Below are 13,946 nucleotides of genomic sequence, written 5' to 3'. Positions count from 1 at the left end.
GGAGATGTGTAGAAGAGACGGGGGTCAGGCAATGACCAGTTGCCTGACCGGGCCTCATCGCGAGCAGGCTCGCTCCCACAGTGGATAGGTGGCGTTCCTGAGACCGAGACAAGACGCGGACCCTGTGGGAGCGAGCTTGCTCGCGATAGCGGTCTGTCAGTTGATATCGATATGACTGATCTGAAACCATCGCGAGCAAGCTCGCTCCCACAATGGTGGAATCCAGCGCTGCTTAGAGCGGCGCAGGCTGGATGATTTCGACCCAGTAGCCATCCGGGTCCTTGATGAAGGCCAGGCTCTTCATGCGTCCGTCGCTCAGGCGTTTCTGGAAATCGCAGCCCAGCGCTTCAAAGCGCTCGCAGGCGGCGACGACATCCGGTACGGAGATGCAGATGTGACCGAATCCGCGTGGGTCGGTGTTGCCGTTGTGGTAGGCAAACGCCGGATCGCTTTCAGTCCCGTGGTTGTGGGTCAATTCGAGGATGCCCGGGATCGATTTCATCCATTCGGTACGAGCTGCTGCATCCGCCGGGATCTGCTTCTTGTCCACCAGGGCCAGGAAATACAGGCTGAATTCGGCTTCCGGGAAGTCGCGTTTTTCCACCAGAGAAAAACCCAGCACGCGAGTGTAGAAGTCCAGGGACCGGTTGATGTCCTTGACCCGCAACATGGTGTGGTTGAAGACGAATTGCGCGGTTGCAGCATCAGGTTGAGCAGTGACGCCAGGGACAGTGTCGAGTTCGTGCAGGCTCATGGGCCCTCCGGAAAATAAGTGGGGCAAACGGCGTCGCAGCCAAGTGCGACGGTTCCTGGGCTTGCGTAAACGGCTTCCTTGCAGCTGCGCCCATGATACGCAAGGGGCGCGGCATCGCCAAACCGTGTGTGGCTATTGCCTGGTGCTGCCCGGGGCTTCAGACTTTACGATTCATCCTTGAGTGCCCGTGCAATGATTCGACCGTTCCTTTGGCTGTTTGTCTCGTCGTTTGCCGCAGTCGCCAGTGTTGGCGCCTGGGCAGATGAGCCGCAGGTTGCCTGGCCGCAGGGTTGGTTCGTCGAGGCGCTGCCTTCCGGCGTGTCGGTCTCGACGCCAGCGACAGCGACCCAGCGCCAGCGCGCGACCAAGAACGACCCGGCGGGCAACGCGCTGATGGTCATGGAACTGACGACGACAACGGTCGAGCCCGATCACCAGGTCAACTTGCAAGGTGTGTTGCTGGAGATGCGTAAATCAATCCAGAAGGATTTTTTCCAGAGCGGTTACCAGAGTGTCTGCAATAAGATTCATGCATCCATGTTGGGCGGGGTAACTGCACTGGAAACCACTTGCACGATCACGCAAAACGGAAGGCATGTTCTGTCGCAGACACTGGTCGCGGCACTAAATGGCGGCAAGGCCTACGTGCTGTCCTATGCCGGACAGGCACAGGTGTATGTTGAAAGCCAGAATGAAATACAGTCGGTACGAAACAGCCTGAAACTTTAAGGCCTTCGGCGTAATACCTTCGGACTAATCCTGAAGTTCAGCCCATAAAAAAGCCCTGATCCAGTCAGGGCTTTTGTTTCATCGAAGTGACGTCGGCTCAGCCGCGCAGCCAGGAATCAACAGTCTTCGCGCCGTATTGTTCTTTCCAGGCTTTGAGGCCGCGGTGGTTGCCGCCCTTGGTCTCGATCAATTCACCGGTGTGCGGGTTCTGGTAGACCTTCACCACGCGCGCGCGGCGGGTTTTGACAGGCTTGCCCGACTGCTGGCCAGCCTTGGACGGGGTCGGCTCGAGGATCGCGACGATGTCGCGCAGGCTCTTGCCGTAGCTTTTCATCAGGCCCAGCAGCTTTTCTTCGAATTCGATTTCTTTCTTGAGCCCGGCATCATTCTTCAACGATTCCAGCTGCTTGAGCTGTTCTTGAAGGGCCTTTTCGGCTGCGCGAAATTCAGCGAGTCTGGACAAAATCGTTACTCCAATCAGATTATTTGGCTGATATCACCGCTAACAAAGCAATAAGCCAAGCGCCTTGAAGCGACTCGGTGATAATGAATCACCTGCTATCCAGCACAGGTAAAAAAATTGTAGTAGTTAAAGCGAAAAGTGTAAATCGTAACTTTTGCGTTATGTAACAACAGCGACTGTTCTTAACAGCGCAGCTGTGATCGTCAATTGGCCGGCGACGGGTAATTGCCATTAGTGCGGATCAGCAGCTGTATGAAGTACGAACCGCTATTGCGGTAGAACAAGTAGAAAACTCGCTGGAAAGTTCAGCGCTTTGACTGGCAGGCCAGTTCAATAAACGCTCGGGTGGCGGGGGAGGCCTGACGGCTGTCCAGCACCGCGAGGCCAATCTGGCGCGGCACCGGCGGCGCCAAGGGCCGGGTGATGAAGCCCGGATGATCATTTTCCGGCAGCGAACCCTCGGAAACGACGCTCACCGCTTCGCCGCGTCGGACCACATCCAGTGTGCTGAGCAATTGTGAGCAACGATAGCGCACGTTGGGTGTGAGCCTGGCGGCGTTGAACAGGCGCGTGACCAGTTCCGACGATCCGGCCTCGGTGAGCACGAAAGGGTCGTTGCACAGTTCCGCGAGGCTCAAACTGGCCTGGTCTGCGAGGGGATGACGTTCGGGCAACAGGGCGACCATTTGGTCTTCCATCAGTGCGAACGTATCGAAACGGTCCTCGGGCAATACCACGAAGCCAACGTCAATCCGCCGTTCATCCAGCCATTGGACCACCTGCCTGTCCGGTCCTTCGTCGATGTGCACTTCGATGCCTGGATGCAGGGCGCGGTAGCGTTGCAGGATGGCGGGTAGCAGTTTCATCGACGACGTCGGCCCGAACGAGCCGATGCGCAAGGTGCCACGGCGCATGCCCCGGGCATCGGCGGCTTCCTGGCGCAAGGTGTTGGCCAATCCGAGCATGGCCCTGGCCCGCAGCAGCAGGCGTTCACCGATGTCGCTGAGCTCCACCTGGGCCTGATGCCGGCGAAGCAACTCGACGCCGAGCTCCTGCTCCAGGGACCTGATGGCATGGGATACCGCCGACTGGCCGATGCCCAGTCGCGTTGCCGCGGCGGTGAACCCGCGTAGCTCGGCGACCAGGGAAAAGATTTCCAGTTGGGTCAGGGTCATGAGTGTTTGCTCATTTTACGATGAATGATCATGAGGCAAACAATACGCCAACCCAACCCTACGCGATACCGTGGCAGGGGAGCTTGCTCCCGCTGGGTGCGAAGTAGCCCCTCGATTGTCGGGCCCGCTGCGCGGTCCAGCGGGAGCAAGCTCCCTCGCCACGTCCCATTGACCTTCAGGTGAACCATGAACGCTTTGGAACAAACCGCACCAACCCCATCCGACCTGCCGGTCTACCTGAAGCTCGCCATGGTCACCATGATCTGGGGCGGGACCTTCGTGGCCGGCAGGATGCTGGCCGACGCCCTGACGCCGTTGTTCGCCGCCAGCCTGCGGTTCCTGCTGGCCAGCCTCGCGCTGCTGTTGTTCCTGACCATGGTCAGGATTCCCCTGGTCAGGCCCAGCCTGAAGCAGGGCTTGCAACTGGCCGCGCTGGGGTTCTTCGGCATCTTTTTCTACAACCTGTGTTTCTTCTACGGTCTGCAGCACATCAGCGCGTCACGGGCCTCATTGATCGTGGCGCTGAACCCGGCGGTGATCGGGCTGGCATCCTGGTGTCTGTTCAAGGAGCGCCTGGGCCGGCTGAAAGTGGCGGGCATCGTGCTGTGCATTGGCGGGGCGGGGCTGGTGATCGTCAGTCGCGACCCATCCCTGTTGCACGATGCCCCGCAGAGTTGGATCGGCGATCTGTTGATATTCGGATGCGTGCTGGGCTGGGGCATCTATTCGCTGTTTTCCAAAGGCCTGAACGCAAGCCTTGGCCCCTTGCAGACGGTGACCTGGTCGATCCTGCTGGGCACCTTGATGTTGTGGCTGGCCTGCGCGGTCTCGGGTGAGGTGCGCGTCGAAGCATTGCGCGGCCTGGACCTGCGGCAGTGGCTGAGCCTGGGGTATCTCGGCGTGCTCGGTTCGGCCCTGGCCTACATCGCCTGGTACGACGGCATCCGCCGGATTGGCGCGACGCGTTCCGGGGTGTTCATCGCGCTCAATCCACTGACAGCGGTATTGCTGGGGGCACTGTTATTGGACGAACGGTTCACCGCGCTGATGTGCGTGGGCGGCGGGCTGATCCTGACGGGTATTTTCCTCTGCAACAAACCTCTTGCGCGGGCCCCAGGAAGGGCGGTTTGATACAGAAGGCGGACAAATCCGGTTACGCTGTGTAGAATCGATTTACGCATATAAGAATAACGTCTTCTGGCAGCAGAAGCCTCGCCCGCAAGAGCCTTGGGTCGACAATGAAGATACTTGGGTTTCAACTGATCTACGGCGATTACCTCGCCCGCAGCGTTCGCGGTATTTCCTGCGCGCCACCCTGTGCCTCCAGCATCGCCAGCAACTAACGTTTCCTGTTAATTGATACGCATGATGAGGCGCCGACATGGCAGATCTATACGAAAATCCCATGGGCCTGATGGGCTTTGAATTCATCGAATTCGCATCCCCGACCCCTAATACCCTGGAGCCGATCTTCGAGATCATGGGCTTCACCAAGGTGGCGACCCACCGCTCCAAGGACGTGCACCTGTATCGCCAGGGCGCGATCAACCTGATTCTCAACAACGAGCCCCACAGCGTGGCTTCGTACTTTGCCGCCGAGCACGGTCCGTCGGTCTGCGGCATGGCGTTCCGAGTCAAGGATTCGCAGCGGGCCTACAAGCGTGCCCTGGAACTCGGCGCGCAACCGATCCACATCGAGACCGGTCCGATGGAGTTGAACCTGCCGGCGATCAAAGGCATCGGCGGCGCGCCGCTGTACCTGATCGACCGCTTTGGTGAGGGCAGCTCGATCTATGACATCGATTTCGTGTTCCTCGAAGGCGTCGACCGCCACCCGGTGGGTGCCGGCCTGAAAATCATCGACCACCTGACCCACAACGTGTACCGCGGCCGCATGGCCTACTGGGCGGGCTTCTACGAGAAGCTGTTCAACTTCCGCGAGATCCGTTACTTCGACATCAAGGGCGAATACACCGGCCTGACGTCCAAGGCCATGACCGCCCCGGATGGCATGATCCGCATCCCGCTCAATGAGGAGTCGTCCAAGGGCGCCGGGCAGATCGAAGAGTTCCTGATGCAGTTCAACGGCGAAGGCATCCAGCACGTGGCCTTTCTCACCGATGACCTGGTCAAGACTTGGGACGCGTTGAAGAAGATCGGCATGCGCTTCATGACCGCCCCGCCAGACACCTACTACGAAATGCTCGAAGGCCGCCTGCCGAACCACGGTGAACCAGTGGCCGAGCTGCAATCGCGCGGCATCCTGCTGGACGGCGCTTCCGAGCAGGGCGACAAGCGATTGCTGCTGCAGATCTTCTCGGAGACCCTGATGGGACCGGTGTTCTTCGAGTTCATCCAGCGCAAGGGTGACGATGGTTTTGGCGAAGGCAACTTCAAGGCGCTGTTCGAATCCATCGAGCGCGATCAGGTGCGTCGGGGTGTGCTCACCACCGAGTGATCGTCGAATGATGAAAAAGCCCGCCCGGCAGTGATGCCGGGCGGGCTTTTTATTGCCGACGTTTTCAAGACCCTGTGGGAGCGAGCCTGCTCGCTCCCACAGGGGAAAGGGTGCTGTTCAGGTGCGGCGCTGTTGCCGCATCAGGTGCTTGAACCCTTCGAACACCAATACCGCCACGGCCAGCCAGATCGGGATGCAGGTCAACCACTCGCCGGCCTTGATGCTTTCACCCAGCAACAGCGCCACACCCAGCAGCAACACCGGTTCGACATAACTCAACAACCCGAACAGACTGAACGGCAGCAGACGGCTGGCGATGATGTAGGACACCAGCGCCGAAGCACTGATCACCCCGAGCAACGGGATCAGCAGCGCCAGCCATGGGTGCTGGTCGAATACATTGAAACCTTGTTCGCCGCTCTGCACGAACCAGAGCGCCACCGGCAGCATCAGCATCATGTCGAGCCAGAGCCCGCCCAGGTTGTCGGTCTTGATGCGTTTGCGCAGGATGAAATAGATCGGGTAACCGATCACCACCAGCAAGGTTGCCCAGGAAAAACCCCCGACCTGGTACAGCTCGTTGAATACCCCCAGGGTGGCGAGGAACACTGCGATCTTTTGCAGGTATGACAGGCGTTCGCGGTAGACGATGCGCCCGGTCAGGACCATCGACAGCGGCAGCAGGAAATACCCCAGCGATACATCCAGGCTATAGCCATTGAGCGGCGCCCACATGAACAGCCACAGTTGCGCGCCCATCAGCGCCGACGAAGCGATCGCCGCGAGCAACAGCCAAGGCGTGGCGAGCAGGCGCCCGAGTAGCTGGGTGACGAGTTTCCATTCGCGGGTCACCAGCATGAACACGGTCATGCAGGGCATGGTCAACAGCATGCGCCAGCCAAAGATTTCCACGCCGGTCAGCGGTGAAAGCAGCGAGGTGTAGTAGTACATGACAGCGAACAGCGCAGAGGCCGAGACTGATAGAGCGATGCCTTTGGACACTGAGGCCTCTTATTAGCAGGGTTGATGCACGATGGGGCAAGGTATTACCTGTGGCGAGGGAGCTTGCTCCCGCTCGGCTGCGAAGCGGCCGCCAATGAGGTCCGCTACGCGACCCGGCGGAAGCAAGCTCCCTCACCACAGGATTTGCACTTCAATGAGGCTTATGACGTACGCGGCACGCGTCCCGGCACGAAGTGGCTCACATCATTGAACCCTGGCGTCGAGGCGTGTCCCGGTGTCACCAGCGAATCGATGAAAGCTTCATCCTGCGCCGTGATCTCCACCGCCTGCGCTTTGGTATAAGTGTCCCACTGTTGCTCGGTGCGCGGGCCGACGATGGCCGAAGTCACGGCGCTGTTGTTCAGGACCCAGGCGATGGCGAATTCGACGATGCCCACGCCCCGACCCTGGGTGTACTGCTGGATCTGCTGGGCGATGCGCAGCGACTCGACCCGCCATTCGGTTTCCAGGATGCGCTTGTCCTGCCGTCCGGCGCGGCTGTTGGCATCCGGTGCGACGTCGGGCGCGTACTTGCCGCTGAGCACGCCACGGGCGAGGGGGCTGAAGGGCACCACGCCGAGGCCATAGTTCTGCGCGGCAGTGATCTGCTCGGTTTCGGCCTGGCGGTTGACGATGTTGTACAACGGTTGGCTGATCACCGGCCGGTCGATGCCCAGGCTGTCGGCGATCCGGATCACCTCGGCGATGCGCCAGCCACGGTAGTTCGACAAGCCCCAGTAGCGGATCTTGCCCTGGCGAATCAGATCGCCGATGGCCGACACGGTCACGTGCAATGGGGTGCTGTGGTCTTCGCGGTGCAGGTAATAGATGTCCAGGTAATCGGTGCCCAAGCGCGTCAGGCTGGCCTCGATGCCGTTGAACAGATGCTTGCGGCTCAGGCCGCTGCGGTTGGGCATGCCGTCCGGCGGGCCGAAGCCGACCTTGGTGGCGAGCACCCATTCGTGACGATGGCGGGCGATGGCCTCGCCGACGATTTCTTCGGAGCGACCACCGGTGTAGACGTCCGCGGTGTCGATGAAATTGATGCCCTGGTCCCAGGCCTTGTCGATGATCCGCAGCGATTCCTCGGTGCTGGTCTGTTCGCCAAACATCATCGTGCCCAGGGTCAGTGTCGAGACGTGCAACCCGGAATGGCCTAGCGTGCGGTAGCTCATGACAAGATCCTTTTCATCGAGGGGAAAGGCCAATCAAACCCCAGAACCACCGCATGGATCAAACAGATTTATCAAACACCCTTAATCCCTGTGGGAGCGAGCTTGCTCGCGATGACGGCAGGTCAACCGACATTGATACCGACTGGTCGAACGCTATCGCGAGCAAGCTCGCACCCACAAAAAGCTTTCCATAGGGAATCGGCGTCAGGCCCTTAGGGTACGCGTCATGCGCAACGCCAGCAGGCTGCCGGCCACGATCACCCCGGCCAGTACGTACAGCGCGGCGTCGGTAGAACCGCTGGCATCCTTGACCCAGCCCACCAGGTACGGACTGAGAAAACCGGCCATCTGTCCCATGGAATTGATCAGCGCCAAGCCGCCGGCTGCGGCGCCGGCGCTGAGCAGGGCGGTGGGCACCGGCCAGAACATCGGCAGGCCGGTGAGGGCGCCCATGGTGGCGATGGACAGGCCGATAATCGCGACGCTCGGGGTGCTGGCGAAATTGACCGCGATCAGCAGCCCGGCCGCGCCCATCAGCATCGGCACTACCAAGTGCCAGCGACGCTCCTTGCGCAGGTCCGCCGAGCGGCCCACCAGCAACATGAACAGCGCCGCCAACAGGTATGGAATTGCGCTCAGCCAGCCGATCACCAGGTTATCGGCAAAGCCCAGGCTCTTGATGATCGACGGCAGCCAGAAGTTGATCGCGTACACGCCGCTCTGGATACAGAAATACACCAGGCCAAACGCCCAGATCGCCGGGTTCCTGAACACCGCAAGCAAGGAATCGCTGCTGGTCTTCGGTTTGTTCGCCAAGTCTTCGGCATGGTCGGCGGTGAGCACGGCGCGTTCGTGGTCGGTCAGCCACTTGGCGTTGGCGAAGGTGTCGCTGAGCAGGAAAAACGCCAGCGCCCCAAGCAGCACCGTCGGCAGGCCTTGCAGCAGGAACATCCACTGCCAGCCCGCCAGGCCGCCCTGGCCCGCGCCGAAGTGGTTGAGGATCCAGCCGGAAAACGGGCTGCCCAACAGGCCCGAGACCGGAATGGCGGACATGAACAGCGCCATGATCCGGCCCCGGCGAAACGTCGGAAACCATTGCGAGAGGTACAACACCACGCCCGGGAAGAACCCGGCCTCGGCTGCGCCGGTGAGCAGCCGCAGGGTGTAGAACCCGGTGGGCGTGGTGACGAACAGCAGGCAGGTCGACAATGTGCCCCAGGTGATCATCATCAGCGCGATCCAGCGCCGTGGGCCGAACTTGTTCAGGGCCAGGTTGCTCGGTACGCCGCACAGCACGTAGCCGATGAAGAATATCCCGGCACCGAGGCCGTACACGGTTTCGCTGAACTTCAGCGCATCGAGCATCTGCAACTTGGCGAAGCCAACGTTGACCCGGTCAAGGTAGTTGAACAGGTAGCAGATGAAGATGAAGGGGATCAGACGCAGGGTGATGCGTCTGTAGACGCTGCTTTTTTCGTCGGGAGTAGCCAGGAGGGCTGTTGCGCTCTGGGACATGGCGGGTCTCTCTTTATTATGATTTTTGCGAGCCAGGGGGTAACGTTGACCGCCCCTTGAGTCTCGGCCAGCCCAAGGGTCCGTGTCTTTGTGCCGGCGCACAGGGTTTGGTCGAAGAGCCTGTGCGTCTGACCAACGTTCGGGCATGACGCTCAAAAATAACCATCAACGCCGCTGCAAGGAACCCGCTGATGTTCGAACTCGATCACGACCTGGCGCAGGACATCGTCGACCGGGCGATGGCGATCCTGCCGTTTAACGTCAACGTCATGGACAACCAGGGCCTGATCCTCGGCAGTGGCGAGCGTGAACGGGTCAATACCCGGCATGAGGGCGCGCAACTGGTGCTGGCCAACGGTCGGGTGGTGGAGATCGACGAACACACGGCGCAGCACCTCAAGGGCGTGCAACCGGGAATCAATCTGCCGCTGATGCTCGATCAAAGGCTGATCGGCGTGTTGGGCATCACCGGCCAGCCTGAGCAGCTGCGCACCTACGCCGAACTGGTGCGCATGACCGCCGAGATGCTGCTGGCTCAGCGCAACCAGCAGGCCGAGCAGCAATGGCGCCGCCAGCGCTGCGATGATTTGCTGGCGTTGTTGCTGGGCGATGCCGGTGACTCGCCGCGGCTGTTGGACGAAGCGCGGCAGATGGGCCTCAAGCCACAATTGTCGCGGGTGCCGTATCTGTTCGAACTGGGCCTGGAACACGGACCAGGGCAGACCGTCGAGACCTTGAGCGCCTGGTTGATGTCCCGCTACCCGGACAGCTGGTGCCTGACCTCGTCGAAATCCTCGTTGCTCTGGTGCCGGCCGGTCAGCGCTTCGGTGGAGAACGAGCGGTTGCTGAGCAAGCTCGATGGGTTGGGTTGGAGCATTCTGCGCATAGCGGTAGGTGGGCAGGCTGAGGGACTGGCGGGGCTGCGCCGGTGCTATCGGCGGGTGGCCGACCTGCTGGCCTACGGACGCGATGTATTGCCGCAATCACGGCTGCTGGCCCTCAGCCGTTATCGCTTGCCGGTGCTGCTCTGGCGCCATCGCAGCGACGATGCCCTCGATGAACTGCTGACACCGTTGCGCAAGGTCATCGCCAAGGACAGCAACGGCCAGTTGCTCGCGACCCTGCGCTGCTGGTGCGACCACGACGGCCAGAGCCAGGCCTGCGCCGAAGCCCTGGGTATCCATCGCAACAGCCTGCGTTATCGCATGGAACGCATCGCCGAACTCAGCGGCGTCGACCCGTTGCGGCTGGATGGAATGCTGGCGTTGTACCTGGGGGTGCAGTTGTTGCCGCAAACCGAAAGCCCACCGCTATGACCCTGTGGGGGCGAGCCTGCTCGCGACGGCGGAGGTCCATTCAACCGGGGAGTGCCAGCCATACCGCTATCGCGAGCAGGCTCGCTCCCACAGTGGATCGGCGTTGCACGCAGGACCGGAGTTCACAACAGTTCCCCTGTGGGAGCGAGGCTGCTCGCGATGAGGCCTTCGGCAGCACAACGACTCCCGCGACCGAACCCACCCTTTGTAAAATTGAACAATAATCCCCCCAGTCTTTTGTGCGGCAGACCGGCGTCACGGTGGCGGTCAGCTGGCAGCATGCTGTGCATCGGAACCGGAGAATAAAATGAAGATAATCATCGCCCCCGACTCGTTCAAGGACAGCCTCAGCGCCCAGGGCGTGGCCGATGCGATTGCCCGGGGGCTGGCCCAGGTCTGGCCCGATGCGCGGTTGGTCAAGTGCCCGATGGCTGACGGCGGGGAAGGGACGGTGGAATCGGTACTGGCTGCCTGCAACGGCCAGTGGCGACGCAACCGGGTCCAAGGTCCGCTGGGTGTCGCCGTCGAGGCGCGCTGGGGCTGGTTGTCCGAGAGTCGCACCGCGATCATCGAAATGGCCGAGGCCAGCGGTTTGCAGTTGGTGCCGCCGGGGCAGCGGGATGCTTGCATCAGCAGCACCTACGGCACGGGTGAGCTGATTCGCGCCGCGTTGGACGCGGGCGCCGGGCGGGTGATCCTGGCCATCGGCGGCAGCGCCACCAACGACGGCGGAGCCGGTGCAATGCAGGCGCTCGGCGTGGCGTTGCTCGATGAACAGGACAACCCGCTGCCACCCGGCGGCCTGGCCCTGGCAAAACTGTCGCGCATCGACCTGAGTGGCCTTGACCCGCGCCTGGCCCAGGTCAGTTTCGAGATCGCCGCCGATGTCGATAACCCGCTGTGCGGGCCCCACGGTGCCTCCGCGGTCTTCGGTCCGCAGAAAGGTGCTTCGGTCGAGCAGGTGCGGCAACTGGATCAGGCCTTGGGCCACTTTGCCGAACATTGTGCCCAGGCGTTGAACAAGGATGTCCGCGACGAACCGGGCAGTGGCGCCGCCGGTGGCCTGGGCTTCGCGGCCAAGGCTTTCCTGGGGGCGCAATTTCGCACCGGCGTCGATGTGGTTGCACAACTGACCGGCCTGGCCGAAGCGATCAACGGCGCCGACCTGGTGATCACCGGTGAGGGCCGTTTCGACGCCCAGACCCTGCGTGGCAAGACTCCCTTTGGCGTGGCCCGCATTGCCCGTGAGCACGGCGTACCGGTGGTGGTCATCGCCGGCACGCTGGGAGAGGGCTATAACGCACTGTATGAACACGGCATCGACGCGGCCTTTGCCTTGACCAGCGGGCCGATGACCTTGCAAGACGCCTGCGCCGAGGCCCCACGTCTGCTAGCCGAGCGCGCCCGGGATATTGCCCGGCTCTGGCGGATCGCGGCGCAATAGCCCGCCTGGCGCAAATCCCCGTGGCGAGGGAGCTTGCTCCCGCTTGGTTGCGCAGCGACCGCAAGGATGGGACTGCTGCGCAGTCCAGCGGGAGCAAGCTCCCTCGCCACAAAAAACGTCTGTGAAATATATTTTTAGAGCCCCCTGCAAAAACGTGAAGCCCAGCCGATAACGGGTTAAGCGCACAAACAAATATTTCAACCAACGCGCCTTCCTGCATGGATGCTCGACCCCAACGCCCGAGGTCTCCCATGTCCCTACGTAGCCTGAACATCGCGCCCCGAGCCTTTCTCGGCTTCACCGTCATCGCCCTGCTGGTGATCCTCCTCGGCGTGTTCGCCGCCAATCGCATGTCGGTCATCCGCCAGGCCTCGGTGGACATGGAACACACTCAGGTGCCCAGCATCGGCTACCTCGCCAATGTGATGGAAAACGTGCTGCGCATGCGTATCCTCTCGTTCCGGATCCTGGTCAACCGCGACCCGGCCAGCCTTGCCGAAGCCGAGACCCGCATTGGCGTGCTGACGGAAAAATTGAACAAGGCCAACAGCAGCTACGCCGCGTTGCCAACCACTGCGCAAGAGGCCGAACTGTATAAGACCTTTTCCGCCACCCTGGAAAAGTACCTGCAGGCCCAGCGGGACATGCTCGACCTGTCGCGCCAGAACAAGGTCGACGAGCTGCGTGCCCACATCAACACCAAAATCAAGGAAGGCACCGATCTGATGGGTGAGCAGCTCAACAAGCTCATCGCGATCAATGTGGACGGCGCGGGCGAGGCAGCGGCCAATGCCGGCGAACACTACGACAGCGCCATCACCGGCATCGTTATCGTCTCGGTCATTGCCGCCCTGGCCACCGTGGCATTGGCCTTGCTGCTGACCCGCAGCATCGTCACCCCCCTCAACCGCGCGCTGGAGGCCGCTCGCACCATTGCCGGCGGCAACCTGGTCCAGGTCATCACCGATGACGGCAAGGACGAACCCGGCCGCTTGCTCAAGGCGCTGGCCGATATGCAAGCCAGCCTGCGCAAGACCATCGAACAGATTGCCGGTTCTGCCACTCAGTTGGGGGCAGCAGCCGAAGAGCTCAGCGCGGTGACCCAGGAATCCTCACGGGGCCTGCAACAGCAGCACAACGAAATCGAACAGGCCGCCACCGCCGTCAACGAAATGACCGCGGCGGTGGAAGAGGTGGCCCGCAATGCCGTGTCCACTTCCGAGGCCTCGAACCAGTCGACCCAGGCGGCTCGCGAAGGCCGCACCCGTGTAGTGGAAACCGTCGATGCGATCCAGACCATGACCCATGACGTGCAAGCCACCGCTTCGATGATCGAAGGCCTGGCGGTCCAGGGGCGAGACATTGGCAAGGTGCTGGACGTGATTCGCGCCATCGCCGAACAGACCAACCTGCTGGCGCTCAACGCCGCCATCGAAGCCGCCCGCGCTGGCGAGGCCGGGCGCGGTTTCGCGGTGGTGGCCGACGAGGTCCGGGCGTTGGCCCACCGTACTGCGCAATCGACCCAGGAAATCGAAAAAATGGTTGCCGGCATCCAGAACGGCACCGGCGAGGCCGTGCAATCGATGCAGCAAAGCAACCAGCGTACCCAGAGTACCCTGGAGTTGGCTCGGGCCGCCGGCGTGGCCTTGGAGCAGATTACCCAGTCGATCCACCAGATCAATGAACGCAACCTGGTGATCGCCAGCGCTTCGGAGGAACAGGCCCAGGTTTCCCGCGAGGTGGACCGCAACTTGGTCAACATCCGTGACCTCGCCACCCAGTCGGCCAGTGGCGCGCAGCAGACCAGCGACGCCACTCATGAGCTGTCGCGTCTGGCGGTGGGTTTGAATGCGATGGTGGCGCGGTTTGTGATTTGAGATAGGGTTGAGGCTGGACCCCGCGCAATCAGGAGACG

12 protein-coding genes and 1 pseudogene are annotated in these 13,946 nt (G+C 61.6%); 7 read left to right on the top strand and 6 right to left on the bottom strand.

The annotated features are described in order from the left end of the window. Positions 1-232: 232 nt before the first annotated feature. A complete protein-coding gene (gene gloA, locus ACLEJR_RS25420; RefSeq protein ID WP_440817366.1) occupies positions 233-754 on the bottom strand; it encodes a lactoylglutathione lyase in 522 nt (173 codons plus the stop codon). A gap of 192 nt (positions 755-946) precedes the next feature. Between gloA and ACLEJR_RS25415 the strand changes: the two genes are divergently transcribed. Then, positions 947-1,483, top strand: coding sequence for a DUF4946 domain-containing protein (locus ACLEJR_RS25415; RefSeq protein WP_440799072.1), 537 nt, complete (start codon positions 947-949; stop codon positions 1,481-1,483). Positions 1,484-1,580: 97 nt separating this feature from the next. On the opposite strand, the gene ACLEJR_RS25410 is transcribed toward ACLEJR_RS25415, so the two are convergent. Together ACLEJR_RS25410 and ACLEJR_RS25405 are read right to left on the bottom strand one after the other, a co-directional pair. Further along, the gene (locus ACLEJR_RS25410; protein WP_440799074.1) at positions 1,581-1,946 is read right to left on the bottom strand and encodes a histone-like nucleoid-structuring protein, MvaT/MvaU family; all 366 of its coding nucleotides are present in this window, start codon (positions 1,944-1,946) and stop codon (positions 1,581-1,583) included. A gap of 305 nt (positions 1,947-2,251) precedes the next feature. After that, positions 2,252-3,121 carry a LysR family transcriptional regulator gene (locus ACLEJR_RS25405; RefSeq protein WP_440799076.1) on the bottom strand — a complete coding sequence of 290 codons (870 nt, stop codon included), beginning with the start codon at positions 3,119-3,121 and terminating at the stop codon, positions 2,252-2,254. 186 nt (positions 3,122-3,307) lie between these two features. Between ACLEJR_RS25405 and ACLEJR_RS25400 the strand changes: the two genes are divergently transcribed. Together ACLEJR_RS25400 and hppD are read left to right on the top strand one after the other, a co-directional pair. Then, the gene (locus tag ACLEJR_RS25400; RefSeq protein ID WP_440817364.1) at positions 3,308-4,252 is read left to right on the top strand and encodes a DMT family transporter; all 945 of its coding nucleotides are present in this window, start codon (positions 3,308-3,310) and stop codon (positions 4,250-4,252) included. A gap of 250 nt (positions 4,253-4,502) precedes the next feature. After that, positions 4,503-5,579, top strand: a complete 1,077-nt coding sequence (gene hppD, locus ACLEJR_RS25395) for a 4-hydroxyphenylpyruvate dioxygenase (RefSeq protein ID WP_440799081.1) — start codon at positions 4,503-4,505, stop codon at positions 5,577-5,579. Between the two features lie 117 nt (positions 5,580-5,696). Here the strand turns inward: hppD and rarD are convergent, their stop codons facing one another. The 3 genes from rarD to ACLEJR_RS25380 all read right to left on the bottom strand — a co-directional run bounded on the left by rarD (position 5,697) and on the right by ACLEJR_RS25380 (position 9,271). Continuing rightward, complete coding sequence (rarD, locus tag ACLEJR_RS25390) at positions 5,697-6,581, bottom strand: EamA family transporter RarD (RefSeq protein WP_440817361.1); 885 nt, start codon at positions 6,579-6,581, stop codon at positions 5,697-5,699. 161 nt (positions 6,582-6,742) lie between these two features. After that, positions 6,743-7,756, bottom strand: a complete 1,014-nt coding sequence (locus ACLEJR_RS25385; protein ID WP_440799085.1) for an aldo/keto reductase — start codon at positions 7,754-7,756, stop codon at positions 6,743-6,745. 204 nt (positions 7,757-7,960) lie between these two features. Continuing rightward, positions 7,961-9,271, bottom strand: a complete 1,311-nt coding sequence (locus ACLEJR_RS25380) for an MFS transporter (protein ID WP_440799087.1) — start codon at positions 9,269-9,271, stop codon at positions 7,961-7,963. A gap of 191 nt (positions 9,272-9,462) precedes the next feature. Between ACLEJR_RS25380 and ACLEJR_RS25375 the strand changes: the two genes are divergently transcribed. The 4 genes and pseudogenes from ACLEJR_RS25375 to ACLEJR_RS25360 all read left to right on the top strand — a co-directional run bounded on the left by ACLEJR_RS25375 (position 9,463) and on the right by ACLEJR_RS25360 (position 13,908). Then, positions 9,463-10,587, top strand: a complete 1,125-nt coding sequence (locus ACLEJR_RS25375) for a sugar diacid recognition domain-containing protein (RefSeq protein ID WP_440817359.1) — start codon at positions 9,463-9,465, stop codon at positions 10,585-10,587. A 307-nt stretch (positions 10,588-10,894) separates the two neighbouring features. Continuing rightward, positions 10,895-12,031, top strand: a complete 1,137-nt coding sequence (locus ACLEJR_RS25370; RefSeq protein ID WP_440817356.1) for a glycerate kinase — start codon at positions 10,895-10,897, stop codon at positions 12,029-12,031. Between the two features lie 218 nt (positions 12,032-12,249). Then, positions 12,250-13,050 (top strand): annotated as a pseudogene (locus ACLEJR_RS25365) (MCP four helix bundle domain-containing protein); the annotation flags it as partial. Further along, complete coding sequence (locus tag ACLEJR_RS25360) at positions 13,045-13,908, top strand: methyl-accepting chemotaxis protein (protein WP_440799142.1); 864 nt, start codon at positions 13,045-13,047, stop codon at positions 13,906-13,908. The pseudogene ACLEJR_RS25365 and the gene ACLEJR_RS25360, both read left to right, overlap by 6 nt. Positions 13,909-13,946 lie beyond the last annotated feature (38 nt).

This window comes from Pseudomonas sp. SMN5 (genome assembly GCF_052041925.1).
Lineage (GTDB): Bacteria > Pseudomonadota > Gammaproteobacteria > Pseudomonadales > Pseudomonadaceae > Aquipseudomonas.
Note: the sequence above shows the minus strand (reverse complement) of the source record. Positions and strands in the feature narration are given on the sequence as shown.

Bases quoted from the DNA above. Each gene is read 5' to 3' on its own strand.
- ACLEJR_RS25370 (WP_440817356.1), top strand. From the start codon at position 10,895: ATGAAGATAATCATCGCCCCCGACTCGTTCAAGGACAGCCTCAGCGCC.
- ACLEJR_RS25385 (WP_440799085.1), bottom strand. From the start codon at position 7,756: ATGAGCTACCGCACGCTAGGCCATTCCGGGTTGCACGTCTCGACACTG.
- ACLEJR_RS25405 (WP_440799076.1), bottom strand. From the start codon at position 3,121: ATGACCCTGACCCAACTGGAAATCTTTTCCCTGGTCGCCGAGCTACGC.
- ACLEJR_RS25400 (WP_440817364.1), top strand. From the start codon at position 3,308: ATGAACGCTTTGGAACAAACCGCACCAACCCCATCCGACCTGCCGGTC.
- ACLEJR_RS25415 (WP_440799072.1), top strand. From the start codon at position 947: ATGATTCGACCGTTCCTTTGGCTGTTTGTCTCGTCGTTTGCCGCAGTC.
- ACLEJR_RS25380 (WP_440799087.1), bottom strand. From the start codon at position 9,271: ATGTCCCAGAGCGCAACAGCCCTCCTGGCTACTCCCGACGAAAAAAGC.
- hppD (WP_440799081.1), top strand. From the start codon at position 4,503: ATGGCAGATCTATACGAAAATCCCATGGGCCTGATGGGCTTTGAATTC.
- ACLEJR_RS25375 (WP_440817359.1), top strand. From the start codon at position 9,463: ATGTTCGAACTCGATCACGACCTGGCGCAGGACATCGTCGACCGGGCG.
- ACLEJR_RS25360 (WP_440799142.1), top strand. From the start codon at position 13,045: ATGCAAGCCAGCCTGCGCAAGACCATCGAACAGATTGCCGGTTCTGCC.
- gloA (WP_440817366.1), bottom strand. From the start codon at position 754: ATGAGCCTGCACGAACTCGACACTGTCCCTGGCGTCACTGCTCAACCT.